Here is a 24999-nt window from a genome sequence, read left to right as displayed (position 1 = left end):
GCTCCGACCGCCCACCATGCACCATGAGGAGGCAAGCGTGACCGCAGTTCGGTACGACGACGTGGTGACCGCCACGGCGGCACCGGTGCCCAGCCTCGCCGCCAGGCCGCGCCGGCAGCCGTCGACCAGCTCCGGAAACCCCCTGATGGACATGGCCACCCCATTGCTCAGCGCCGCGCTGCACCAGCTCTACGCGGCGCTGTGGCGGGCGGGGGTCATCGAGGTCAGGGCCTAGTCGTCTGCCCCGGCGCACGATGGCGATGCGCTAACGTCGACGCGTGGCCCGCATCCGCACTCTCGTCGCCGCTCTGCACCGCCGTGGTCCGCACCGGGTTTTGCGGGGTGAGCTGGCCTTTGCCGGTTTGCCGGGAGTGGTGTACACCCCGGAGGAGGGGCTGAATCTGCCGGGCGTGGCGTTCGGCCATGACTGGCTCGCCGGCGCCACCCGGTATTCGAATTTGCTCGAGCATCTGGCGTCGTGGGGCATCGTGGCCGGCGCTCCCGACACCCAGCGGGGCCTGGCCCCGTCGGTGCTGAACTTCGCCTTCGATCTCGGCACCGCCCTGGACATCGTGTCCGGCGTGCGCCTCGGGCCCGGCAAGATCAGCGTGCATCCCGCCAAGCTCGGCGTGGTCGGTCACGGTTTCGGCGGCTCCGCCGCGGTGTTCGCCGCGGCCGGAATGCCCGCCAAGCCAGCGGCGGTGGCGGCGATCTTCCCCAGCGTCACCAGCCCGCCCGCCCACCAGCCGGCCGCGACGCTGAAGGTTCCGGGAGTGATCTTCACCGCGCCGGGCGATCCAACGTCGTTGAATTCCGACGCGCTGGCGCTCGCCGGGGCGTGGCAGCCGGCCACGCTGCGCGTCGTCAGCAACGCCCAACCCGGCGGGCTCCTCGAGGGCCGGCGGCTGAGCACCCTGCTGGGGCTGGCCGGCCCGCACCGGCGCACCCAGCGGTCGGTTCGCGCGCTGCTGACCGGATACCTGCTCTACACCCTCGGCGGCGACAAGAAGTATCGCGAGTTCGCCGACCCGGACGTGCACCTGCCGGGGACGGACGCCATCGATCCCGACGCCGAGGTGATTCCCCTGGAGGAAAAGATCGTCGCCCTGCTGAAGTGAAGGGCTGACGGCCGACGGTTCGCCGGGCACCGGACGGCGCACTTCGGTGGGCTGAGGATCCGGGCCCGCACGGCCGCGTGGTAAGTGTCATTGATGCGAATCGGGATCGCTCTGAACTATTCGGGCGGCTTTCACGAAGCCGTGGACCGCGTCGTCGAACTCGAGAAGTCCGGCATCGAGGTCGCGGTGGTGGCCGAGGCGTATTCGTTCGACGCCATCAGCCAGCTGGGATACCTGGCCGCCAAGACCAACACCGTCGAACTGGCTTCCGGGGTCCTTCCCCTCTACATCCGCACCCCGTCGCTGCTGGCGATGACGGCCGCGGGGCTGGATTTCGTGTCCGACGGGCGATTCCGCCTCGGCATCGGCACCTCCGGGCCGCAGGTGATCGAGGGGTTCCACGGGGTCCCGTTCGACGCCCCGCTGGGCCGTACCCGCGAGATCGTGGAGATCTGCCGCAAGGTGTGGCGCCGCGAACGCGTGCAATACGCCGGCAAGCACTACCAGCTGCCGCTGCCCGCGGACCGCGGAACGGGTTTGGGCAAGCCGCTGCAGCTGATCAACCACCCTGTGCGCGAACGCATTCCGATCAGCATCGCCGCCCTGGGTCCCAAGAATGTCGAGCTCACCGCCGAGATCGCCGAGGGCTGGCAGCCCGTCTTCTACCTCCCGGACAAGGCCGCGTCGATCTGGGGCGAGGCGTTGGCCGCCGGCGCCGCCAAGCGTGATCCCGCGCTGGGGCCGCTCGACGTCATGGTGCACGCATCGCTGGCCATCGGGGACGACGTCGACGAGCGGCTGGCCTGGGTCAAGCCGCAGCTCGGGCTCTACATCGGCGGGATGGGCGCCAAAGGCCGCAATTTCTACCACAATCTGGCGACGCGCTACGGGTACGGCGAGATCGCGGACCGGATCCAGGAGCTGTATCTGTCCGGCCGCAAGCAGGAGGCCATCGACGCCGTGCCCGACGAGCTGGTACGCGGCATGTCGCTGATCGGGCCGCCCGGCTATGTCGCCGAACGCCTGGCCGCGTTCGCCGAGGCCGGCGTGACCACGCTGTTGGTAAACCCGTTGGCCGCCGACCGCGACGAATCCCTGCGCTTCGTCGAGGAAGCACTGCAGCTGCAACCCTGAGCGGTCACCGCCCCGCCTGCGGAAGCTGGTCTGCGGCAATCTCACACGGCGTCGATCCCTCCGCCGGCAGAGGGGGCGCCGGTTCGGCCGCGGGAGCGGCAGGGGGCGTCGGCTCAGCCGGCGTCGGCGCTGAGACGTCCGCCGGCGGTGGGGTCTCGACCGGTTGGGCTTGCGGGTCGGGCACATCGGGGTCGGCCGGCCCCGCCTCGTCGACGGGCCGGGCCGGGTCGGCCTCCTCGGATTCGGCGGTTTCGGGGGCACCCTCGTCGTCAGTGACGTCACCGGTGTCCATGGTGTCGACGGGATCCCCGGCATGAAAAGGGTTCTCGTCGAACGCATTTCCCTCGCCGAACGGGTCCGTGCCGTCCGATCCGTCGCTCGCCGACCCGAGCAGGCCACCCATCGCATCGACGATCCTGCCGGCCAGGCCGAGAAGGCCGCCGCCACCGCCGAGCCCGCCACCGCCGAGCCCAGCACCGCCGAGGCCGCCACCCAGATCTCCCACACCGCCGGCGGGCACGGCCGACGCATCGCCGAGCGCGGTTCCCCAGTCCACGGCCGGCGCGGACGCCAGTGGGGCGGGCGTGGAGGCGATTGGCGCCGGTGCCGCAGCCGTCACCGTCGGCGCGGGATCGTCCACCGGCGGTACGGGAGCAGCGGACAGCGGCGGGGCAAGGTGCATCGGGACAAGGCTCGTCCCGAGATCACCGGGGAATTCGAACCGCGCCGCGGGTGCGGCGGCCGCCCTGTCGATCACCATGGCGTAGGACGTCTGCACCCCGTCCGAGGTGGACCGCATCGCGGTCAGCCAATCGTTACGAATATCGTTGTCCACGTACGGAATTAACTGCTGACGCACCACCTCCTCGGCGCTCCGCAGGCCGCCCGTCGCGACCGCGGCGGCGGCGGCCAACCATGCCGGCCGCTGCGCCCGCGTGCGGTCGTCGACGGCGATGGCGGTCGCCACCTTCGAATCGACCAGATGCCACAGGTTGTCGCGCAGTGACTCGCACCGCTGGGCCGACGCGCGCAGTTCGGCGACGACCCCGTCCGCGGTGTCGCAATGCCGCTGCAGCAGCTGCACCGCGGCGGCCCCGCCCGGACCCGTCCACGCCGCGGCCAGCTCGGCCACCTGGGTGCGCTGCATCCGCAGCGCTTCGGCCACCACCACGCCGGCCGCCCGCAGCTCCGCGCAGTCGCGGTCGAGCGCGCCCAGGTCGAGACCGTCCTCGCTCGCATACCATTCGCGGATCTGTGCGGGATGCGCTGTCAGGTCGGGATGTTGGTAGCCGAGCGTGTGGCAGGCCTGCACGTAGGTCTGGGTGTGTTCGACGGCGACGCGGCCCTCGCCGAGGCGCGCGTCCACATCCAACCGAGCGGCCACGAGCTACGCGATCCGCGCCGCGGCATACGCGTCGGCGTCGGCGTAGCGTTCGGCGCTGGACCGCAGGGCTGCGGCGATCTCGGTGGACGCGCGCGACCATTGCGACACCTGCGCCGCCAGCCGCGCCAACTCCGCGCGCAGCGCGTCCCCGCGCGCGGTGTGCGCCCGCCCGGCGCCGGCTCCGCCGAAAGCCAGCCTGGCCAGGTGATCGAGGCGCGCGCGGTCGATGAATTCGGCCGCCATGGCGAATTGGTTAGCGACGCGGTGCGTGGCCGGCACGTCGATCTGTGTGCGGGCGGCGGCGACAGGCAGTGTTCCCCCAACGAATTTCATGCCTAATCCGACGCCCGCGGGCGCATCGGGGTTCCGGCCGCGCAAGGATCAGTGCGCGGCGCTGACCGCTTCGGCGACCCTGGTGGCGATCCGCGCGGCGGTGTCCTCTTCGGGGGCCTCCACCATCACGCGGATCATCGGTTCAGTTCCCGACGGGCGCAACAGGATTCGGCCGGTGTCGCCCAGTTCGGCCTCGGCCTGCCCGACGGCCGTCCGCACCGACGGTGCGCTGGCGGCCGTGGCCTTGTCGGCGACCGTGACGTTGATCAGCACCTGCGGCAGCGTCTGCATCGCCGACGCCAGGTCGGCCAGCGAGGAGCCGGTCTGCGCCATGCGGGTCATCAGCCGCAGCCCGGTGACGATGCCGTCCCCGGTGGAGCCCAGCGCGGGCATCACGATGTGCCCGGATTGCTCGCCGCCCAGGCTGTAGTCACCGGCCCGCAGTTCCTCCACGACATAGCGATCGCCAACGCCGGTGGTGCGCACCGTGATTCCGGCCGAGCGCATGGCCAGGTGCAGTCCCAGATTGCTCATCACGGTGGCCACCAGCGTGCGGGATGCCAGTTCGTCGGCCTCGTGCATCGCCAGTGCGAGCACCACCATGATGTGGTCTCCGTCGACGAGGTTGCCGGCGGCGTCGACGGCCAGGCACCGGTCGGCGTCCCCGTCGTGCGCCAGTCCCAGATCCGCGCGGTGCGCGACGACCGCCGAGCGCAGCGAATCCAGGTGCGTGGACCCGCAATTGTCGTTGATGTTGAGCCCGTTGGGTTCGGCGTTGATCGCGATCACCCGCGCGCCGGCCGCGCGGTAGGCGCGTGGGGCCACCGAGGAGGCCGCGCCGTGGGCGCAGTCCACCACCACGGTCAACCCGTCGAGCCGCAGCGTGCTGGCCTTGCTCAGGTGGCGCAGATAGCGGTCAGCCGCGTCTCCCGCGTCGACGACCCGGCCGATCCCGGCGCCGACCGGGCGCAGCCCGGGATCGCCGACCAAGGCTTCGATCTGATCCTCGGTGCCGTCGTCGAGCTTGCGCCCGCCGGGGCCGAAGATCTTGATGCCGTTGTCGGGCATCGGGTTGTGCGAGGCGGAGATCATCACCCCGAAGTCGGCATCGTAGGCACCGGTCAGGTAGGCGACCGCGGGGGTGGGCAGCACCCCCACCCGCAGCGCGTCGACCCCTTGGCTGGTCAGCCCGGCGATCACCGCGGCCTCGAGCATTTCGCCGCTGGCCCGCGGGTCGCGGCCGATCACCGCGATCCGGCGGCCCGGCGCCGGCGCGCTCGCCAGGTGCCGCGCCGCCGCGGAACCCAGCGCCAGCGCCAGCTCGGCGGTCAACTCACGATTGGCGACCCCACGGACACCGTCGGTGCCGAATAGTCGACCCATGCAAACAAACCTCTCACAGTTGACGTGCTAGCACCTAACGTGCCCTGTTCCTTTGTGGCCGAAACGGGGCGCGGGTGGGCGCAGACACGCCGCAACCGGCCACAACTTCTCCAAGCGAGTGCGAAGTTGTGGCCAGAAAGCGACCGCCGATCAGCGCTTGCTGTACTGAGGTGCCTTACGGGCCTTCTTCAGGCCGTACTTCTTGCGCTCGGTGGCACGCGGGTCACGGGTGAGGAAGCCCGCCTTCTTCAGCGCGGGCCGGTCGTCCGGCGAGGCCACGATCAGCGCCCGCGCGATGCCCAGGCGCAGCGCGCCGGCCTGCCCCGAGGGGCCGCCGCCGTGCAGGTGGGCGTAGATGTCGAAGCTTTCCACCCGGTCGACGGTGACCAGCGGGGCCTTGATGAGCTGCTGGTGCACCTTGTTCGGGAAGTAGCCCTCCAGGCTGCGGCCGTTCAGGGTGAACTTGCCGGTGCCGGGCACCAGGCGCACCCGCACCACGGCCTCCTTGCGGCGGCCGACGGTCTGGATGGGCCGGTCGAACACGAAGGACTCGGCGGGCGCGGCGGCCGCGGCGGTCTCGGAGGCCTCAACCGGGGCTTCGGTCACCTCGGCGGTCCCTGCGACTTCCGGGGTTGCCGGGGTTTCCGGGTTCTCTGGGGTTTCTGGATTTTCCGGGTTGTCCACAGCTTCGGTCGTTTCGGTCACTGGGCCACCTGCTTGATCTCGTACGGGACGGGCTGTTGTGCGGCGTGGGGATGGGTCGGGCCGGCGTAGACGTGCAGCTTGCGCGCGATCTGCCGGGCAAGCTTGTTCTTGGGCAGCATGCCGACGATCGCGTCCTCCACGACGCGGTCGGGGTGCTTTTCCATCAGCTCGCGCATGGTGCGGCTGCTCAGGCCGCCGGGGTACCCCGAGTGGCGGTACGCCAGCTTCTTGTCCAGCTTCTGGCCGCTGAAGGCGATCTTGTCGGCGTTGATGACGATGACGAAGTCGCCGCCGTCGACATTGGGGGCGAACGTCGGCTTGTGCTTGCCGCGCAGCAGGTTGGCTGCCGCGACGGCAAGGCGGCCAAGCACCACGTCCGTGGCGTCGATGACGTGCCACGACCTCGTGGTGTCACCCGCCTTTGGCGTGTATGTAGGCACAGCGCTTACCACTCTTTCTCTGCGAGCCTCTGTTCCGAGGCTGTGGATCCCGGTGTGACCGGGTGCCGGTCAGGCGTTCGCGGCGGGGGCTGGTCTCGGCGACCGACGTTGACCCGAGGCCCTGGCGTACCGCACGCCAACGGAGCAGCTTACCGACCGCCATCCCCGCAGGTCAAAATGACTGTGTGGTCCCGACGGCTCTCCCCCGTCAGGACCACACAGTCTCACGGCGCGGCTACCTCCGCGCGGAGTCCCTCCCGCCCGCTACCGCGCCCACACGCCGGCCGCCCGGCGGTCGGCGTCGGCCACTTCGCTCGCACCGTCGCGGACCGCATTTCCGAGCTCGGCCAGCATCTCGTTGAGCGCGGTCGCCGACCGGTGCCATTTCAGTTGCTCAGCCCGGTAGGCGGCGGCCGCTTCACTGGTCCAGAGCTGCTGCAACGGCGCGATGTGCGCCCTCAGCGCGTCCAGCGCGGCATTGAAGCGGGCCGATGTCGTGTGAATTTCCTGGCGCACCGTGTATTCGATTTCACCGAAGTTGTAGGACAGCACCGAGTCCACAGGGATCCTCTCTCGTCACAGGTTTCCGCCGGCGGCGGCGATGTGGTCGGCGTGGCTTTGGCCGGCCTCCTGCAGGGTCGCCGCGTTGTGCCGAATGGTGTCGGCGATCGCGTGCAGGGCGTGGTAGAGCTGCACCGACTCCGCGTTCCAGCGATCCATCACGTCTTTGAAGCGAGTGGCCGCGAGCCCGCCCCACGCCGACGGCGGCACGCCGCTCATCCGGCCGATGAATGCCTGCAGCATCGCCCGGATTTCCTCGTTGCGGGCGTCGGTGGTTCCCGCAACCGACCGCATCAGGTCGAAGTCGGTGCTCAGTGCGTTCGGCGCAGTCATACCAATTACGACCGCTGAAGCCGTCGTTCGGTTCCACGAATGTGTCATCCGATCGCGTGGGCGGATCTAACCGCCCGCTCGCAGGCATCGCGGACGGCGTCTTCGTCACCCGGGCGGCTCTGACATCCGACGCTGATTCGCACCGGGCCGTCCAGCAGCACGGTCCAGCGCACGTGATGACCCGGGCGCACCTCGCGGTACGTCACGGACGGCCGTCCGGCGCTGGAGCCGGACGGGTTGAAGTCGACAAACACCCCCGCGGGCTCGGCGTCGATCGCGCGTTTCAACCGCTCGGCGGTGCCGCTCAGCGTCTCACCGGCCACCGGCGACTGGGTGATGTGCAAAGCCACCTCGGGATCCGCCGGCGACGTGACCTGTACCCGCGCCGAGCCCGGCCCGGTGACCACCCGTTGCACCGGCCACGCCGCCGGCACCGACAGCGCCACCCGGCCTTCCACCAAAAACGTTGTCGGCGCGGCTTCCACGTGCTTCGAGGTCACCGCGCCGGGTCGGCTCGGCGTCACCGCAACCGGCATCATGGCGGCCGGAGCCGCCACGGCGACGACGATCGCGCCGGCCCCCAGTCCGCTCAGCGTCCGCACGCGCGATCGACGGGCAGCGGCAAGTGCGGTGGCGTCTCGAGCTGATGTCACCCAGCGTCGCGGGAGGGCCGACCGCGCGAGGCGGGTGAGCCGAAGGTCGTCGATTTCCAGGATGTCGGGGACCTCCTGCCCGCTGCCGCGTAGCCGCGCGGCAATCAACGCCGCCAGGGCCGACGCGCCGGCGACGGTGCTCGGCGTGTCGATCAGGACGACTACGGGGGCCGTGCCGGCGATGACGCCCGCGACGTCGTCGGCAACGGATTGCGGCTCAGCGCCCCGGGTTATGGCGGTGACCTCGCGTGCGGTGATCGCCACCAGCCGCTCGGCGATTTCGACCACCACCGTTCGTTCCGCGCGGGATGCCCGCGCCACCAGCGACGTTCGCGGGCGCGTTAGCACCTCACCGGCCACCCTTGACGCCGCCGCCGTCACCACACGCAGGCGCGACGACGACCACCAGGACGGGTGAACGACGACCATGCCGTCGGGGAACGCGCAGGTCACCGACCGCAGCGCGGTCTCCCATAGGGCGGCGACGGTCACCGGCCGCTCCCCCACGAGCGCCACACGATCGTCGATCGAGTCCAGGGCGCACCGAAAGACGTCAGCCGTCTTGCCATCGTCGATTGTGCTTGTGCCGCAACACAACCGACGGATCGTGCCGGGGCCGACCGCGACGACCGCACGGTGTTCGTTCACGGTGGGCTCCAGGCGACCTGGACAAGGTCTTCGCTACCCGTACCGGTGCTCAGGACGCCGCGGCCCGGCGGCAGCTGCACCGGCCGAGTGGGACCGAACGGCGCGCCGCTCATTATCAGCGACGCGCAACCGAGGTCACGCAGACCCTCCAGCAGCGGATCGAACATCGCGCGCTCGGCTCCGGCGCCGCGCCGGGCGACGACGAGGTGCAATCCGAGATCTTGTGCATATGGCAGGAATTCGACGATCGGCGCCAGCGTATTGCCCGTCTGGGTGGCGACCAGGTCGTAGCCGTCGACCACGACATAGAGGTCGGGCCCAGACCACCACGAGCCGGTTCGCAACTGGGCCTGGCTCGCGTCGGGCGGCGGCATCCGCCCGCGCAGCAGGTCGAGCAGGCCGGGCAGCACCGCACCCAACGCGGCCGGCGATATGGCGTAACCGCGAAGATGTTCCGACTCGACGACGCCGAGCAGCGCGCGCCGAAAGTCGACGATCAACAGCTGGGCTTGCGCGGGGGTCTTCGTCCGGACCAGTTCCCGGCACAGGGTCCGCAGCGTCGCGGTCTTCCCGCACCCATTACCGCCGAGGATCAAAAGATGCGGATTCTGTTCGAACTCGACTGTCACCGTGTGCAATTCGCGCTCCCGCACACCGAGCAGCACCCGGCTATCAAGCTCGACACCCGCCCCGCGCATCAAGGTCTCGCGATCGATGCGCATGGGCAGTAGCGGTATCGGTGGCGCGATCGGACCACCGGCGGGCACCTCGGCGACGGGCAAGGCGATCACCATGTGCAGCCCGTCACGGGACAGACCACGGCCCGGGCTGTCGTGCGGGACGTGCTGAGCGGCCTTGCGGTCCAGTTCGGAGTCGGCGGGGTCGCCCAGCCGTAGCTCGATGCGAGTGCCGAGCTGATCCCGCAGCGACGGCCTGATGTCGGCCCAGCGCGATGCCGACAACACCACGTGTACGCCGAACGAAAGTCCTTGGGCCGCCACGGTTGTGATCGATGTCTCCAGCGTTTCGAATTCCTGACGCACGGTCGCCCAGCCGTCGATGACGAGAAAGACGTCGCCGAACGGATCGGCGGTCGCAGCGCCCGGCGTGGTGCGCCGCCGGCGATAGTCGGCCATCGAGGCGACCGCGTGCTCCCTGAAGGTGGCTTCGCGGCGTCGTACGACCGACTCGCATTCGGCGACGATCCGCCCAATGAGCCGAGGTTCGGCCCTGCCGGCGACCGCCCCCACGTGTGGCAGCGTCCGCGCCGACGCCAGCGTCCCGCCACCGAAGTCCAGGCAGTAGAACTGCACCTGGCTCGGATCATGCGTGGCCGCCAGCGCGGTGATGAGTGTGCGCAACGCCGTCGACTTGCCCGATTGCGGCCCACCGACAATCGCCACATTGCCGGCGGCGCCGGACAGATCGACCGTCAGCGGCGTCCTGCATTGCTCGAAGGGTCGGTCGACAATGCCGATGGGGACCCGCACGGCGGCCGCAGTGCGCGCGTCGCCGCCCAGCAGGGTACGCAGCTCCGGCGCCGGACCCAGTGGGGGCAGCCAAACCCGGTGCGCGGGTGGACCGTGGCCGCGCAGCCGGTCCAGGACCGCGCGCGAGACGCTCGGTGTGGGTGTCGCGCTCGCCTCTTGGGCGCCGCGGACCGCCCCGCTGACCCGGGTGGTGAACACCTGGACTGGACGCGCCGGCGCAGCGGGTGCACTGGGGGGCGCTTGCGTGCGCAGCGGTCCCGAAACCAGGGTGGCCTGGAAGCGAATCGGTTCGCCGTCGCTTGTCCGCAAGAAGCCGGCGCCGGGCGCGGCCGGCAGTTCGTATGCGTCGAGATTGCCTAGAACCGTACGGGATTCGGCGGCGGAGAGGGTCTTCAGGCACAGCCGGTACGACAGGTGGGCGTCGAGCCCGCGTAGTCGGCCCTCATCGAGGCGCTGGCTGGCCAGCAGCAGGTGCACACCCAGTGATCGGCCGAGTCGACCGATCGCCACGAACATGTCGGCGAAATCGGGATGCTGGCTGAGCAATTCGGAAAATTCGTCGACGATGACGAACAGCGTGGGCAACACCGGCAGAGTCGCCGGCGGGGCACCCGTCCGGCGCGCGCGTTCGTAGGACTCGACGCTGACACAACCCGCAGTCCGCAGCAGCTGCTGGCGACGGTTCATCTCACCGGCGAGCGAATCGCGCATCCGGGCCACCAGCGGTGCGTCGTCGGCGAGGTTGGTGATCACCGCGGACACATGTGGCGCTTGCGCATAGTCGAGAAACGTTGCGCCGCCTTTGAAGTCGACGAGCAACAGGTTGAGCACGTCCGGCGAATTGCGGGCCATCATGCCCAGCGCGATGGTGCGCAGCAGCTCGGATTTACCCGATCCGGTCGCACCGATGCAGAGTCCGTGCGGGCCCATCCCGTTTGCGGCCGGCTCTTTGATATCCAGCTCGAGCGGTGCGCCCGCCATGGTGGTTCCGATGGGGACGCGCAGCCGGTCGCGACGTCCTTCGCGGCGCCACAGGTTCGCCGGGTCGAAACGTTCCACATCGTTAAGCCCGATTAGCCCCGCCCATCCGGGGTCACCGCGTCGGGCGCCGGCCGCGCTCAGCCGATGCCCGGCCAACCGGCGGGCGCATACCAACGCGTCGACGGGATCCATCCGGTCGGGACACGATACTGGTGCAGCCTCGGTGGAGTTCCGGATCGACGGCGGCGCACCGTCGCCGCCGGCACCGACCGCGATCGTGGTGGCACCGATGATCGCATCGGCGCCCTCGATTAGGTCGGCGACCACCACCACCCGAGGCGCCTGCACTCCGGCGATCGCCCGCTGCGCCTGTGCCGCACTCGAATAGACCATCCGCACCGGACCCGCCGAGTCGGATTCGGCGGGATGTTGGTTGTGTGGCAACCATTTCAGCCATTCCCAGTGGCCGCGAGTGGGATCGCTGACCGCGGCGACGACCCGCACCTGATCGGGCCCATGCAGCACGGCGAGTTGGCAGATCATCGCGCGTAGCAATCCACGCGCGGCGCTGCGCTCGCCGTCGATCGTCACGAGCGATCCTTCACGCAAGTCGATCGTGACCGGCCCGTCGATCGCCGAATGCGTGTGGAGGAAACGGCGCAACGCCGTCTCGGTGACCGGGTCGCGACGCGCCTCGGCGGGCAGCGGCGGGGCCACCAGACGGCAGGCGAGTGGCTGCGTTCCGATGCCCACCCGGACGCGGCAGAATTCGGCGTCGCCGGATCGGCGCTGCCACATTCGTGTGCCGCCGATCAGCGTCCACAGCATGTCGGGATCGGGATGGCTCCGAATACCCTCCGCGCGCTGCGTCATAGCGATCTCGGACACGGATTGACTCAGCTGCTTCAGGTATCCGAGGTACCGTCCGCGGTCGGCATCGATGTCCCAGCCGGGCCGACCGTGGCGGCCGGTCAGTCCGGCCGCCACGGTCGACACCAGCATCATCATCGGAAAGGCCAGGAACATGGGGTGGCGGGCCATGGCGGTCCCGGACGCGAACGCCGCTGTCATGACGCCCATGCTCGCCACGGAGAGCGCAACCGGTAGCAGGCGGGCCACCAGGCCCGGCGATGCAGGTGACGGCAGATCCGGCGGAGCCTCGACAACGATCGGCGGCTGTGCTGCCGCGGGGACCAAAACCTGGGTCATCTCATCCCCTCCCGTTCGACGACGCTAAGTAGCACCGGCATCGGCGACAAGTCACTTGTGGACAGCCGGATACCGGATCGTCGAGGCCTGGCTATGTTCTGTCCTGATCCGACCGAAGGGTTCGCCGTTGGCTGCATCCGATACCGGGCTGTGCCGTGTCTGCGTTCATTGGGGCACCGCCGTCGCCGATCTGGCGCTACCCGCCGGAGTTCCTGTCGCGGTGTTGATGCCGTCGGTCGTCGACGCCCTCGAGGTTCGCGACCCCGACGAGGAGCCCGCGCGTTACCAGTTGTCGGTTCCCGGTGCGTTCGCGTTGGCCCCGTCGACGACGTTGGCGCAGAACCGCATCGGCGATGGCGCGGTCCTGGTGCTGAGTCGGCCCCCCGCACCGTTGCCCGCCCCACCCGGTTGCTTCGACGTCGCGCAGGTCGTGTCGGCCGCGCTGGATGGGGCCACTCGCCGGTGCAGCAACGACGGAAACCGGCGAGCCACCCGCCTCACCGGTGCGGCTGCGGCCGTCTTCCTGACGGCGGTGGGCGTCCTGGCTCTGATGCGAAACACGTTCAGCCCCAGCCATACCCGGGAGGTCGGCGCGACTGCGGCCGTTTTGGGATCGGCCGGACTCGTCGCCCTGGGCCTTGCGGCGATGGCGCACCGGGCCTATCGAGACCCGATCGCCGGGCTGGTGCTGAACGTGATCGGTACCGCCTTGGCGGCGGTGGCCGGTTTTGTGGCGGTGCCCGGTGTGCCAAGCGTTGCCAACGTATCGCTGGCCGCCGTGGCAGCGGCCGTCGCCTCCGTGTTGGCGATGCGGCTATCGGGCTGCGATGTCGTCCCGTTGACGGCGGTCGCGTGCTTCGCGGCGGTCATCGCCGCAGCGGCGCTGGTGGGTGCGATCACCGCCGCGCCGTTGCACGTCATCGCTTCGGTATGTGGGGTGGTATCCCTGGGCCTGCTCGGAGTGGTGGCGCGCGTGTCGATCTCGTTGGCGGGGCTATCGCCACGGCTGGGCGCGCCGGACGTCGCCGGCCCGGGGCCGAGCGCTTCGGCGGTGTCGACGAAAGCCATCCGCGCCCATCGGTGGTTGACGAGTCTGCTTGCCGGGCTGTCGTCATCGGCGGGCGCCGCCGCAATCATCACCGTGCTCGCCGGCGCACCACACCTGTCCTGCATTGCGTTCGGTACGGTCACCTGCGCGCTGTTGCTGCTGCGGTCCAGGTCTGGCGAAGGCACCAGGAAGCTGGTCTTTTCCATCAACGGAATCGTCGTCTTAGCAATGATTTTCGGCGTGGTGGCCCTGCGCATACCGATGCGCGGCCCCTGGCTCGCGGCGGCGACGGTAACGCTGGCCGCCGCCGCGATGTACCTCGGCTTCGCCGCAAAAGCATCCTCTCCCGTCGTACGCCGAAGCATCGAACTGCTGGAGTGGCTGACGTTGGCGGCGCTGGTTCCGCTGACCTGCTGGATATGTGGACTCTACGACGTGACCCGGGGATTGAATCTCCCGTGAGGACATCGCACCTTGGGCGCCTGCTGGCGGTGCCCGCACTGACGATGCTTCTCGCGTTCGGAACACCGCCGGCCCAAGCGGTTTCGCCGCCCGGCATCGATGACAGATGGTTACCCAAGCCGGCCCTGCCCGCGCCACCACGGCCGACCGTGCAACGCGAGGTGTGCGCGACGCTGGCCGTCGACTCGGGACCGGGCCTAAGCCAGCCGCCGCGAGCGGTCGACCTGTCGGAGGTATGGGCGCTCACCCGCGGCGCCGGACAACGCGTCGCGGTCATCGACACCGGAATCTCACGGCACCGCCGCCTGCCCGACGTGGTGCCCGGCGGTGACTACGTATCCACCGGCGACGGCACGCAGGATTGCGACGCGCACGGCACACTGGTCGCTGGAATCATCGCGGCCACAGCAGATTCCAAGTCCGACGGCTTCAGCGGGATCGCGCCGGAAGCCACCGTGATCGGCATTCGGCAATCCAGTGCGAAATTCGCGCCCGCCGGCGATCGGTCCCGCACCGGGATCGGTGACGTCGACTCCATGGCGAAAGCCGTTCGGACCGCCGCCGATCTCGGCGCGTCGGTGATCAACATTTCCTCGGTTGCGTGCGTGCCGGTGGCCTCCGCGCTCGACGACCGCGCGCTCGGCGCGGCGCTGGCCTACGCCGTCGACGTCAAAAACGCCGTCGTCGTTGCCGCGGCGGGCAATACCGGCGGCGCCGGGCAGTGCCCGCCGCAGCCTGCGGACGCCACCTGGCAGACCATCAGGGTCGCAGTCAGCCCCGCGTGGTACGACGACTATGTGCTGACCGTCGGTTCGGTGGATGCCAACGGAGCACCGTCGGCCTTCAGCCTTGCCGGCCCGTGGGTGGATGTCGCCGCCCCCGGCGAGGCGGTGACTTCGCTCGCGCCCGAACCGGTGTCCGGCACGAGTTACGCCGCCCCGGTGGTGAGCGGGCTGGCCGCGCTGATCCGGGCCCGCTTCCCGGCATTGACCGCGCGTCAGGTCATGGAGCGCATCGAGACGACGGCGCATCATCCACCCGCCGGATGGGACTCGCTCGTCGGCAACGGCACCATCGATCCGCTCGCCGCGGTCAGCACCGGAACGGGCCCGCCCGCCCGCGCCCCCGCCCCGCCGCCGGCTGCGCTGCCGGTCGCTGCCCCGGCCCCGGCGACGCCACCGCGCGATACCCGGGCCCGGGACACCGCGGTGCGCGGTGCCGCGATCTGCCTCATCGCGCTGGCGCTGACCCTGGCCGCCGGCGCGGTCAGGAGCCGGCTACGGGGATCCCGCGACGGCGTCGCGGGCGATTGAGGCGTGGTGTCTGCTCAGCTCCGGTCCGGCCGGCAGAAGCGTGAGAAGCGGCCACGGGGCCGGGGTCGCCTCCGCGAGTCCGAGATCATGCGCGGCGCCGTCGTCGTGGATGGCGTATCGGACTCCGGTGTCGGTGATCAGGTAGCGGGTGCCGGCGTTGTCGCCCGCGCGCACGTAGGCGCTGCGGCCGGGCGGTACGTACACGTCGTCCACCGCGGGACCGTGGCCGTCGGCCTGCGCCAGGGTCACCGGCGCGTGACCGGACGGCACCGGTGGCCGGCTCCCGGTCAGGAATGCCACGTCGGTCCGGCCCGACCGCGGATCACCCCAGCTGACACATACCGCGACGGCAGGCTCCGACAGCGTCGGCGCCCGGTCGGGAAAGCCGGCCACGGGCAACTCGGCGACGACGGGGGCGGCCCGGATGGCGTCGGGTGCGACGGTGACGGGGTTGACGGTGCCCTGGGGGTTGCTGAAGCGCACCAGGTCGGCGGCCACCTGGCCGATCCGCTGCACTCCGGCGGCCAACACCGCGTAATACTCGTCACCGTCGGCGCGTGTGATGCGCAGCACATTGCCGACGCGAAATCCCGGCAGCCCGGGCGCGGGGCGGCCCAACCCAACAATCCTGGGCGCCGAGATCGCCGGTGCCTCGGGGACGGTGTTCAGCAACGATTGCGAGACGAGCCGCGGAGCGCGGCCCTCGATCCGCAGCGCACGCACCACCCCCGCATCGGACAGGTCCACCATCGCCCGGTGCCCGTTGTAGAGGAGGTAGGCCGGCGAACCCGAGGCGGGAACCGCCAGGATGGCTTGTCCGAAAGTCAGGCGGGTGACCTCGGCGTCGGCGGGCCGGCCGACGATCACCGTCGTCGTGCCGGCACCGCCGCTATCGCAAATCGCGAACGCCAGATCCTGCGCGGACAGCGCCCTGCCGACGAATTGCGGTGCGCCCGGAATGCCCAGCAGCGGGCCGCGTTTGCTGCCCTCGAGGTCGGCATCGCGAACCGGCTGCGGATCGGCGGCCGTCGCCGCGATGAGCCGCGCCGAGGCCAGGTTCAGCACCGGATGCCAGACATCGCCCACTCGAACGAACAGCGCGCCCGATTCCCGTGCTATCACGATCTGCGCGCGATCCAGCGCGACGTGCGGTCGCAGCAAACCCAGCAGGGCGCCACCGGCCAGCGCGACGATCGTGAACACACAGCCGGCTACCAGGGATGCCGACGGCGTGCGCGCACGCGGACCGGCCGGGTACACCGCCTCACCCAGCAACGCGCCTTCGAGGCGGCGAAGCAGATACCGGTGAGCGCTGATGTGCAGCCACGTGGTCGGCTGACGCGACACTGGTCCCCCCACCCTGCGAATCCGTCTGGGCTCACGGTAGGCCGCCGATCGGCGGCGTCGGAGCGCTTATCCACAGGTCGCGGAAGTTTCGGGACGCGTTAATTTGGGTAGAATTGCCCGGTGAAAACTCACCGCGCAGCTCGCTTCCTCGGTCTGGGCGCTTCCGCCCTGGTTACCGCCGCCGGACTGCTCGCGGCGCCGTCCGCGGCGCCGGTCGCGAACGCCTTCGACTGCCCGGACGTCGAGGTCATCTTCGCGCGAGGCACCAACGAGCCCCCCGGCCTGGGCCGGGTGGGCGACGCGTTCGTGGACTCGCTGCGCCAGCAGACGAACTTGAACATCCTGCCCTACGGCGTGAACTACGCCGCCAGCAAGCTGCAGCTGCACGGTGGCGACGGCGCCAACGACACGATCGACCGCGTCAAGAAGAGCGTGGAGACCTGCCCGAACACCAAGATCGTGCTGGGCGGCTACTCGCAGGGCGCGTCAGTGATGGACATCGTGGCCGGCGTGCCCATCGGGGGCATCAACTGGGGTAACTCGCTGCCGCCGCAGTACGCCGGCAACATCGCGGCCGTCGCCACCTTCGGCGACGTCGCCGACCGCGCCGGCGGGACGCTGCCCAGCAAGAGCACGATGCTGGGCTCCAAGGCCATCGACCTGTGCAACCCCAACGACCCGATCTGCCACGCGGGTCCCGGCAACGAGTGGAGCGGGCACACCGAGGGCTACGTCCCCGTGTACACCACGCAGGCGGCGGCGTTCGTCGCATCCAAGCTCGTCGGTGTCGGCCAGTCGGTGCCCGGGTACGGCCCGTCGGTCCCGGGGGCGGGCCCGCAGGCCCCCGGCCCGCTGCAGCCCGGGTACGGCCAGCAATCCCCTGTGAACGGGCAGACCCCGCCCGGGTCGAGCCCCTCGATCCACGGCGGCACCGGCACCGCTCCGGCGCCCGCGCCGATCGCACCGGGGCCGACGACGCCCGCACCGCAAGCACCTCTCGTCTGAATCGTTACCGTCGGGTTATCAACGCGCCCTTAACATCTCTGTGTGAGGCTTATCCCTTTGGGGCTGGGCGTCGGATTGCTCGCGGGGGCAGCGTTATTGGTTGCCCCGCAATTGGTTCCCCATGCATCGGCGTCCTGCCCCGGCGTCGAAGTGGTCTTTGCCCGGGGAACCGATGAGGCGCCCGGCGTCGGGAAGGTGGGCGGGGCCTTCGTCAACTCGTTGCGCGAGCAGACCCGCAAAAGCGTTGGCGTATACGGCGTGAACTACCCGGCCGATAAGGACTTCCTGGCCGCCGCCGACGGCGCCAACGATGCCAGCAGTCACGTCCAGCGGATGGCCGTGAACTGCCCCAACACCAGACTGGTGCTGGGCGGGTATTCCCAGGGCGCCGCCGTCATCGACATCGTCACGGCCGCACCGATGTCCGGCCTCGGGTTTCGTAAGCCGCTGCCGACCGCGGCCGCCGATCACGTCGCCGCCGTCGCCCTCTTCGGGAATCCGTCCGGCCGTGCGGGCGGCCTGATGAGTGCGCTGAGCCCGAATTTCGACGGCAAGACCATCGACCTGTGCAACCCGGGCGATCCGATCTGTTCGGGCGGCCTCCGGTGGGCATCGCACTTGAGCTACGTGCCCGGATTGACCAACAGGGCTGCCAGTTTCGCCGCGGCGAGGGTCTAGCGCGAGCGCACGTCCCGGGTGATCAGGCTGCGCGCGGCCAGCTGGTCATCGGGCGGGTAGTCGACGCCGACCAGCGTCAGCCCGTGCGCCGGGGCGGTGGCGTAGTCGCTGGATCGCGCCGTGGCGGAAAGCAGTTCGCGGCACCAGGAGACCGGACGCCGGTGTTCGCCGACGGCCAGCAACGCTCCGACCAATGAGCGCACCATCGACCAGCAGAACGCGTCGGCGCTGACCTGCGCGGTGATCGAGTCACCGTCGCGCGTCCAGTCCAGTCGCTGCAGGTCGCGGATGGTGGTGGCGTTCTCGCGGTGACGGCAGAACGCGGCAAAGTCGTGCAATCCCACCAGGTCCCGCGACGCGGTGGCCATCGCCTCGACGTCCAGCGGGCGCGGCCAGGCGGTGACGTAGCGGGCCTGCTGTGGCTGCACACCCCACGGCGCCGTGGACAGGCGGTACACATAGTGACGCCGCAGCGCCGAGAACCGGGCGTCGAAACCCGCAGGGGCGCGGGTGATATCGACGACCCGGACGTCGGTGGGCAGGAACCGGCCCAGCCGGCGCAGCAGCGGCGCAAACTCGGCCTCGCCGGCGCGCGGCGTACGCGGGTACACGTTCGGCAGCGCGGCCGGCGGCACATCGACGTGAGCCACCTGCCCGGTGGCGTGGACTCCCGCATCGGTGCGGCCCGCCGCGCGCAGCCGCACCGGCGCGCGAAAGACGGTCGTCAGCGCCTCGTCGAGAATTCCGGCCACGGTACGCTGGCCGGTCTGAGCTGCCCAGCCTGCGAAACCTGTTCCGTCGTAGGCGATGTCAAGCCGCAGACGGACGTCCTCGCTAACTCTCGTCAGCCTCGTCGTCTGCCTTCTCGGCGGCCTCGGCTTCGGCTCTCGCGGCGATGGCCTTGTCGGCCTTATCTTCGGCTTCGGCCTGGGCCTTGGTCGGCTCGTCGGAGGCCTCTTCGGCGTTGGTCTCCTCGACCGTCGGGCCGACGGCTTCCTCGGGCTCGACCGCCGCCTGAGGCGCCGCCGCTGCCGCGACAGGAGCTTCCGCAGCCTTGGACGCCTTCACCCGACGGGCCCGATCCGCCTCCGAGGTGACCGTCTTCTCCCGCACCAGCTCGATCACGGCCATGGGCGCGTTGTCACCCTTGCGGGGCTCGACCTTGATGATGCGGGTGTAGCCGCCGTTGCGGTCGGCGAAGAACGGCCCGATCTCCTCGAACAGGACGTGCACCACGTCCTTGTCGCGGATCTTCTTCAGCACCTCTCGCCGATTGTGCAGGGCACCCTTTTTCGCGTGCGTGATCAGCTTTTCCGCGTACGGCCGCAGCGCACGCGCCTTGGGCTCGGTCGTCTTGATCCGGCCGTGCTCGAACAGCGACGTGGCCAGGTTGGCCAGCAGGGCCTTCTGGTGCGATGACGATCCGCCGAGGCGAGGGCCCTTGGTGGGCTTGGGCATTGCGACTATCTCCTAATTGGGCCGGCCCCCGTATCAGGTAGGACCGGGACGGACTTCTTTACAGCTGTTCGGTTTCCGCGTAGTCCTGGTCGTCGTAGGCGGCCTCGGTGGACCAGGTGCCGGTGGCGACGTCGTAGCCTGCGACCTGCGAGGGGTCGAAGCTCGCCGGGCTGTCCTTGAGCGACAGGCCGAGCTGGTGCAGCTTGACCTTCACCTCGTCGATAGACTTCTGACCGAAGTTGCGGATGTCCAGCAGGTCGGACTCGGTGCGCGACACCAGCTCACCGACGGTGTGCACACCCTCGCGCTTGAGGCAGTTGTAGGACCGCACCGTCAGGTCCAGGTCGTCGATCGGCAGAGCGAACGACGCGATGTGGTCGGCCTCGGCCGGCGACGGCCCGATCTCGATGCCTTCGGCCTCGACGTTGAGTTCGCGTGCCAGGCCGAACAATTCGACCAGGGTCTTACCCGCCGACGCCAGCGCGTCGCGGGGGTTGATGGAGCTCTTGGTCTCGACGTCCAGGATCAGCTTGTCGAAGTCGGTGCGCTGCTCGACACGAGTGGCGTCCACCTTGTAGGTGACCTTGAGCACCGGGGAGTAGATGGAATCGACTGGGATACGGCCGATTTCGGCACCCGAGGCCCGGTTCTGCACGGCCGGCACGTAGCCGCGGCCGCGCTCGACGACCAGCTCGACCTCGAGCTTGCCCTTGTCGTTCAACGTCGCGATGTGCAGGTCGGGGTTGTGCACCGTGACACCGGCGGGGGGCACGATGTCACCCGCGGTGACCGCACCCGGTCCCTGCTTACGCAGGTACATGGTGACGGGCTCGTCCTCTTCCGAGGACACCACCAGGCTCTTGAGGTTCAAGATGATCGCGGTGACGTCTTCTTTGACCCCGGGCACGGTGGTGAACTCGTGCAGCACGCCGTCGATGCGGATGCTGGTGACGGCCGCGCCCGGAATCGAGGACAGCAACGTCCGGCGCAACGAGTTGCCCAGGGTATAACCGAATCCCGGCTCCAGCGGCTCGATGACGAACTGGGAGCGGTTGTCGGTGAGGACTTCCTCCGACAGTGTGGGTCGCTGAGAGATCAGCATGGTGTTTCTTCTTCTCCTTCTCGGCACCCGCTATTTGATGCCGCTGTGTTGCCCGCTCCGACCCGCTGCGCCCGGCTTCGCCGCGCTTGCGATCGTCGCAGACCTGCGCTGGGTTCAGCGCAGGGGTTTACTTCGAGTAGAACTCGACGATGAGCTGCTCGGCGAGCGGCACGTCGATCTGCGCTCGCTCGGGCAGCTGGTGGATGAGGATGCGCTGACGCTCCCCCACGACCTGCAGCCAGCTCGGGATCGGCCGGTCGCCCGCCGTCTCCCGCGCGATCTGGAACGGCACGGTGTTCAGCGAGGAGTCCCGCACGTCGATGATGTCGTACTGCGACACCCGGTAGCTGGGGACGTTGACGTGCACGCCGTTGACGCTGAAGTGTCCGTGGCTGACCAGCTGGCGGGCCATCCGGCGGGTACGCGCCAGCCCGGAGCGGTAGACGACGTTGTCGAGCCGGCTTTCGAGGATCCGCAGCAGCTCCTCACCCGTCTTGCCGGACTGCCGTACGGCCTCTTCGTAGTAGCGGCGGAACTGCTTTTCCATCACGCCGTAGGTGAAGCGAGCCTTCTGCTTCTCCTGCAGCTGCAGCAGGTATTCGCTTTCCTTGATCCGCGCGCGGCCGTGCTGGCCGGGCGGGTAGGGACGCTTTTCGAACGCCTGGTCGCCGCCGACGAGGTCGGTGCGCAGCCGGCGTGATTTGCGGGTGATCGGTCCGGTGTAACGAGCCATTGGGTTCTGATCTCCTAGACTCGGCGCCGCTTGGGCGGACGGCAACCGTTGTGCGGCTGGGGGGTGACATCGGAAATCGCGCCGACCTCCAGGCCGGCGGCCTGCAGCGAGCGGATCGCGGTCTCGCGGCCCGAGCCCGGGCCCTTCACGAAGACGTCGACCTTCTTGACGCCGTGCTCCTGGGCCTTACGCGCGGCGTTCTCGGCGGCCAGCTGGGCGGCGAATGGCGTCGATTTCCGCGATCCCTTGAAGCCGACGTGGCCGGACGACGCCCAGGCGATGACGTTGCCCTGCGGGTCGGTGATGGTCACGATCGTGTTGTTGAACGTGCTCTTGATGTGGGCGGCACCGTGCGGAATGTTCTTCTTTTCCCGGCGACGGGTCTTCTGCCCCTTCTTAGGGGCGGAGGCTGCCTTCTTGGCGGGTGGCATGGGTTACCTGGCCTTCTTCTTGCCGGCGATGGTGCGCTTGGGTCCCTTGCGGGTCCGCGCGTTGGTTTTGGTCCGCTGGCCGCGCACCGGCAAACCGCGGCGGTGCCGCAGGCCCTGGTAGCAGCCGATCTCGATCTTGCGGCGGATGTCTGCCTGCACCTCGCGGCGCAGGTCACCCTCCACCTTGAGGGTGGCCTCGATGTAGTCGCGCAGGTGGGTCAGCTGGTCGTCGGTCAGATCCCGGGTGCGCAGGTTCTTGTCGATCCCCGTCGCTTCCAGAATCTCGTTCGAACGGGTCCGGCCGACGCCGAAGATATAGGTCAGCGCGATCTCCATCCGCTTGTCACGCGGCAGATCGACGCCTACTAGTCGAGCCATAGGTGGCGTTTCCTCTTTTTCTAGGCGAAGGTCTGATCCCAGTCCGTTCCCTCGGCCGAAACGATTCGGCATCGGGGCCCGGCCTCCGTCCGGGCGTGGATGAGCGACGTATTCGCTCAGTGGTACTGGGAGGTCTGCATTCAGTTGTTGTGGCTCGCGCCTACATCAGGCTTGGACTAGATCCATGGCGGCGACCCGCTGCGCCCGGCTACGCCGCGCTTGCGATCACCGCTAGCCCTGACGCTGCTTGTGGCGCGGATCGGAGCAGATCACCATGACCCGCCCGTGCCGACGGATCACCCTGCATTTGTCACAGATTGGCTTGACGCTCGGGTTCACCTTCACGGCTGTTCGATCCTGTTCTTGTCTGTTCGTAGGTTTTGATCGGGCTTTTACTTGTACCGGTACACGATGCGGCCGCGGGACAGGTCGTAGGGAGACAACTCCACCACCACCCGGTCCTCGGGCAGGATGCGGATGTAGTGCTGCCGCATCTTGCCGCTGATGTGGGCAAGCACTTTGTGACCGTTCTCCAGCTCAATGCGGAACATCGCATTGGGCAGCGGCTCGACCACGCGGCCTTCGACCTCGATGGCGCCGTCCTTCTTGGCCATAACTAGTTAAGAATCCTCGTCGTTTAGTTTCGTTCTCGTCTGCGCCCAGATCGGCGCAACATTGCCCACCGACTTGGAACGTGAGCCGGTGACAGGAAATTCCTAGGACTGGACACACAAAAAGTCGGCGCGGATGCCGCACCGTCGTTCCACGATACCTGGTTATCGGCCCGCACCAAAATCGCTGCCGGCGGAGTTCGGAGCCGCTCGCTCGACCTCCCACATGCCCGCTGACGAGCGCATACTTAACGCCAGTGACTACACTCGCCAATCCCGCCGACGCCGCAGCGCAACAACGCAAGCCCGTCATGCTCACCGTCGACGACGATCCCTCGGTGTCCCGGGCCGTCGCGCGCGACCTGCGCCGCCACTACGGCGAGGACCACCGGATCGTGCGCGCCGAATCGGGTTCCGACGCGCTGGGCACGCTCAAGGAGCTCAAACTGCGCGGCGAGACGGTCGCGCTGCTCATCGCCGACTACCGGATGCCGCAGATGAGTGGCATCGAGTTTCTCGAGCAGGCGATGGACCTGTATCCGGCGGCGCGCCGCGTGCTGCTCACCGCCTACGCCGACACCCACGCCGCCATCGACGCGATCAACGTGGTCGACCTGGACCACTACCTGCTCAAGCCGTGGGACCCGCCGGAGGAGAAGTTCTATCCCGTCATCGACGGGCTGCTGGACGCCTGGCGGGCGGCGCCCGAACACCCCATCCCGCACACCAAGGTGATCGGCCATCGCTGGTCGGCGCGGTCCTGGCAGGTGCGCGACTTCTTGGCCCGCAACGGCCTCTACTACACCTGGTTCATGGCCGACGAGCCCGCCGGCGAGCGGCTGCTCAACGCGGCCGGCGAGGACGGCCTGCGGTTGCCGGTGGTGGTGACCCAGCGCGGGGACACCCTCGTCGAACCTTCCGATGCACAGCTGGCCGAAACCCTGGGCCTGACCACCACACCCTCACAGGAGTTCTACGACCTGATCGTGGTCGGCGGTGGGCCCGCGGGCCTGGCCGCCGCCGTGTACGGCGCCTCCGAGGGCCTGCGCACGGTGCTCATCGAGCACACCGCGACGGGCGGCCAGGCCGGGCAGAGCTCGCGCATCGAGAACTACCTGGGCTTCCCGGACGGGGTTTCGGGTGGCCAGCTGGCCGACCGGGCCCGCCGGCAGGCCGAGAAGTTCGGCGCCGAACTGATCACCGCCCGCAAGGCGACCGCCCTCGAGGTGAACGGATCCAAGCGCACCGTGCGGTTCGCCGACGGCGGCTGGATCGACGCGCACGCGGTCATTCTGGCCACCGGCGTCGCCTATCGCCAGCTGGACGCCGAGGGCTGCGCGGAGCTGACCGGCTGCGGCATCTACTACGGGGCGGCGGTCTCCGTCGCCTCGGAGTGCGAAGGCGATGAGGTCTACGTGATCGGCGGGGCCAACTCCGCGGGTCAGGCCGCGATGTATTTGTCGCGGACGGCCAAATCCGTCAACATCGTGGTGCGCGCCCCGTCGCTGCAAGCCTCGATGTCCTACTACCTGATCCAGCAGATCGAGGCGAATCCCAAGATCAACGTGCTGACCTGCACCGAGGTGCAGCGCGCCACCGGCGACGGCCACCTGGAGCAGCTGAGGCTGGTCAACAACCGGACCGACGAAACCGAGGACGTCACCTGCGGCCGGATGTTCATCTTCATCGGGGCCGCCCCGCGCACCGACTGGCTGGACGGGGTGCTGGCCCGCGACGACCACGGCTTCATCCTGACCGGCCCGGACCTGCGCAACGTGTGCGGCTGGACGTTGGACCGCCCGCCGCATCACCTGGAGACCAGCGTGCCGGGGGTGTTCGCCACCGGCGACGTCCGCTCGAGCTCGGCCAAGCGGGTCGCGGCGGCCGTCGGTGAAGGGTCGATGGCCGTGATGCTGGTCCACCGGTACTTGGCCGAGAGCTAGGAGGGGCCATGACCGGCGCCGAATCGACGACCGTGCCCTGCGAGCCCGACGAGCTGCGCAGCCTGTTCCTGTTCGAGGCGCTCACCGACGAACAGCTCGCGGTGCTGTGCCACCAGGG

General features: G+C 69.3%; 26 protein-coding genes. 8 read left to right on the top strand and 18 right to left on the bottom strand.

The window, feature by feature from the left end:
- The first annotated feature begins 37 nt into the window (after positions 1-37).
- The 3 genes from Q0W90_RS12450 to Q0W90_RS12440 all read left to right on the top strand — a co-directional run bounded on the left by Q0W90_RS12450 (position 38) and on the right by Q0W90_RS12440 (position 2252).
- Positions 38-235, top strand: coding sequence for an Rv1535 family protein (locus Q0W90_RS12450; RefSeq protein ID WP_297698345.1), 198 nt, complete (start codon positions 38-40; stop codon positions 233-235).
- A gap of 43 nt (positions 236-278) precedes the next feature.
- Complete coding sequence (locus Q0W90_RS12445; RefSeq protein ID WP_297774722.1) at positions 279-1118, top strand: hypothetical protein; 840 nt, start codon at positions 279-281, stop codon at positions 1116-1118.
- 93 nt (positions 1119-1211) lie between these two features.
- Positions 1212-2252: an LLM class F420-dependent oxidoreductase gene (locus Q0W90_RS12440; protein ID WP_297593819.1), complete on the top strand. Its 1041-nt coding sequence runs from the start codon at positions 1212-1214 to the stop codon at positions 2250-2252.
- A gap of 4 nt (positions 2253-2256) precedes the next feature.
- Here the strand turns inward: Q0W90_RS12440 and Q0W90_RS12435 are convergent, their stop codons facing one another.
- The 9 genes from Q0W90_RS12435 to eccCb form a co-directional block, all read right to left on the bottom strand.
- Positions 2257-3636 carry a hypothetical protein gene (locus Q0W90_RS12435; RefSeq protein WP_297774720.1) on the bottom strand — a complete coding sequence of 460 codons (1380 nt, stop codon included), beginning with the start codon at positions 3634-3636 and terminating at the stop codon, positions 2257-2259.
- A gap of 3 nt (positions 3637-3639) precedes the next feature.
- A complete protein-coding gene (locus Q0W90_RS12430) occupies positions 3640-3969 on the bottom strand; it encodes a hypothetical protein (protein ID WP_297595481.1) in 330 nt (109 codons plus the stop codon).
- A 48-nt stretch (positions 3970-4017) separates the two neighbouring features.
- Positions 4018-5352: a phosphoglucosamine mutase gene (gene glmM / locus Q0W90_RS12425; protein ID WP_297595479.1), complete on the bottom strand. Its 1335-nt coding sequence runs from the start codon at positions 5350-5352 to the stop codon at positions 4018-4020.
- Between the two features lie 150 nt (positions 5353-5502).
- A complete protein-coding gene (gene rpsI, locus Q0W90_RS12420) occupies positions 5503-5958 on the bottom strand; it encodes a 30S ribosomal protein S9 (protein WP_293049146.1) in 456 nt (151 codons plus the stop codon).
- A 95-nt stretch (positions 5959-6053) separates the two neighbouring features.
- The gene (rplM, locus tag Q0W90_RS12415; protein WP_297595478.1) at positions 6054-6497 is read right to left on the bottom strand and encodes a 50S ribosomal protein L13; all 444 of its coding nucleotides are present in this window, start codon (positions 6495-6497) and stop codon (positions 6054-6056) included.
- Positions 6498-6761: 264 nt separating this feature from the next.
- Positions 6762-7064 carry a WXG100 family type VII secretion target gene (locus Q0W90_RS12410; RefSeq protein WP_297595490.1) on the bottom strand — a complete coding sequence of 101 codons (303 nt, stop codon included), beginning with the start codon at positions 7062-7064 and terminating at the stop codon, positions 6762-6764.
- Between the two features lie 9 nt (positions 7065-7073).
- Positions 7074-7391, bottom strand: a complete 318-nt coding sequence (locus Q0W90_RS12405) for a WXG100 family type VII secretion target (protein WP_297595477.1) — start codon at positions 7389-7391, stop codon at positions 7074-7076.
- Positions 7392-7435: 44 nt separating this feature from the next.
- The gene (locus tag Q0W90_RS12400) at positions 7436-8692 is read right to left on the bottom strand and encodes a type VII secretion-associated protein (protein ID WP_297698339.1); all 1257 of its coding nucleotides are present in this window, start codon (positions 8690-8692) and stop codon (positions 7436-7438) included.
- On the bottom strand, positions 8689-12372 hold the full coding sequence (gene eccCb, locus Q0W90_RS12395; protein WP_297774716.1) for a type VII secretion protein EccCb: 3684 nt from the start codon (positions 12370-12372) through the stop codon (positions 8689-8691). The genes Q0W90_RS12400 and eccCb overlap by 4 nt, the downstream gene beginning before the upstream one ends.
- Before the next feature lie 127 nt (positions 12373-12499).
- On the opposite strand from eccCb, the gene eccD reads away from it, so the two are divergent.
- Both eccD and mycP read left to right on the top strand, forming a co-directional pair.
- Positions 12500-13882 (top strand): type VII secretion integral membrane protein EccD, encoded by a 1383-nt coding sequence (gene eccD / locus Q0W90_RS12390; RefSeq protein ID WP_297774714.1) that lies wholly within the window; start codon positions 12500-12502, stop codon positions 13880-13882.
- Positions 13883-13926: 44 nt separating this feature from the next.
- Positions 13927-15195, top strand: coding sequence for a type VII secretion-associated serine protease mycosin (mycP, locus tag Q0W90_RS12385; protein ID WP_297595489.1), 1269 nt, complete (start codon positions 13927-13929; stop codon positions 15193-15195).
- On the opposite strand, the gene eccB is transcribed toward mycP, so the two are convergent.
- Positions 15160-16542: a type VII secretion protein EccB gene (eccB, locus tag Q0W90_RS12380; RefSeq protein WP_297774712.1), complete on the bottom strand. Its 1383-nt coding sequence runs from the start codon at positions 16540-16542 to the stop codon at positions 15160-15162. The genes mycP and eccB overlap by 36 nt on opposite strands.
- 120 nt (positions 16543-16662) lie before the next feature.
- On the opposite strand from eccB, the gene Q0W90_RS12375 reads away from it, so the two are divergent.
- Positions 16663-17547 carry a cutinase family protein gene (locus tag Q0W90_RS12375; protein ID WP_297698333.1) on the top strand — a complete coding sequence of 295 codons (885 nt, stop codon included), beginning with the start codon at positions 16663-16665 and terminating at the stop codon, positions 17545-17547.
- A 57-nt stretch (positions 17548-17604) separates the two neighbouring features.
- Entirely contained in the window at positions 17605-18225 is a 621-nt protein-coding gene (locus tag Q0W90_RS12370; RefSeq protein WP_297595488.1) for a cutinase family protein, read from the top strand.
- On the opposite strand, the gene truA is transcribed toward Q0W90_RS12370, so the two are convergent.
- The 8 genes from truA to infA form a co-directional block, all read right to left on the bottom strand.
- A complete protein-coding gene (gene truA / locus Q0W90_RS12365) occupies positions 18222-19073 on the bottom strand; it encodes a tRNA pseudouridine(38-40) synthase TruA (protein ID WP_297698351.1) in 852 nt (283 codons plus the stop codon). The two genes, Q0W90_RS12370 and truA, sit on opposite strands and share 4 nt — an antisense overlap.
- Positions 19060-19683 carry a 50S ribosomal protein L17 gene (rplQ, locus tag Q0W90_RS12360; RefSeq protein WP_297595468.1) on the bottom strand — a complete coding sequence of 208 codons (624 nt, stop codon included), beginning with the start codon at positions 19681-19683 and terminating at the stop codon, positions 19060-19062. Before rplQ ends, truA begins: the two co-directional genes overlap by 14 nt.
- Before the next feature lie 58 nt (positions 19684-19741).
- Positions 19742-20785, bottom strand: coding sequence for a DNA-directed RNA polymerase subunit alpha (locus tag Q0W90_RS12355; protein ID WP_297595465.1), 1044 nt, complete (start codon positions 20783-20785; stop codon positions 19742-19744).
- 127 nt (positions 20786-20912) lie between these two features.
- Positions 20913-21518 (bottom strand): 30S ribosomal protein S4, encoded by a 606-nt coding sequence (rpsD, locus tag Q0W90_RS12350; RefSeq protein WP_297698331.1) that lies wholly within the window; start codon positions 21516-21518, stop codon positions 20913-20915.
- Between the two features lie 14 nt (positions 21519-21532).
- Positions 21533-21949, bottom strand: a complete 417-nt coding sequence (gene rpsK, locus Q0W90_RS12345) for a 30S ribosomal protein S11 (RefSeq protein WP_293049095.1) — start codon at positions 21947-21949, stop codon at positions 21533-21535.
- Between the two features lie 3 nt (positions 21950-21952).
- The gene (gene rpsM, locus Q0W90_RS12340; protein ID WP_293049096.1) at positions 21953-22327 is read right to left on the bottom strand and encodes a 30S ribosomal protein S13; all 375 of its coding nucleotides are present in this window, start codon (positions 22325-22327) and stop codon (positions 21953-21955) included.
- A 231-nt stretch (positions 22328-22558) separates the two neighbouring features.
- Positions 22559-22672, bottom strand: a complete 114-nt coding sequence (rpmJ, locus tag Q0W90_RS12335; RefSeq protein ID WP_003879483.1) for a 50S ribosomal protein L36 — start codon at positions 22670-22672, stop codon at positions 22559-22561.
- 47 nt (positions 22673-22719) lie between these two features.
- On the bottom strand, positions 22720-22941 hold the full coding sequence (gene infA, locus Q0W90_RS12330) for a translation initiation factor IF-1 (protein WP_003418601.1): 222 nt from the start codon (positions 22939-22941) through the stop codon (positions 22720-22722).
- 308 nt (positions 22942-23249) lie between these two features.
- Here infA and Q0W90_RS12325 point away from each other — a divergent pair, with 308 nt between their 5' ends.
- Positions 23250-24881, top strand: coding sequence for an FAD-dependent oxidoreductase (locus Q0W90_RS12325; protein WP_297774724.1), 1632 nt, complete (start codon positions 23250-23252; stop codon positions 24879-24881).
- The last annotated feature ends 118 nt before the right edge of the window (positions 24882-24999 follow it).

The organism is Mycobacterium sp., from assembly GCF_025933915.1.
In the GTDB taxonomy this organism is placed as follows: domain Bacteria; phylum Actinomycetota; class Actinomycetes; order Mycobacteriales; family Mycobacteriaceae; genus Mycobacterium.
This window is presented reverse-complemented; position numbering and strand designations above follow the sequence as displayed.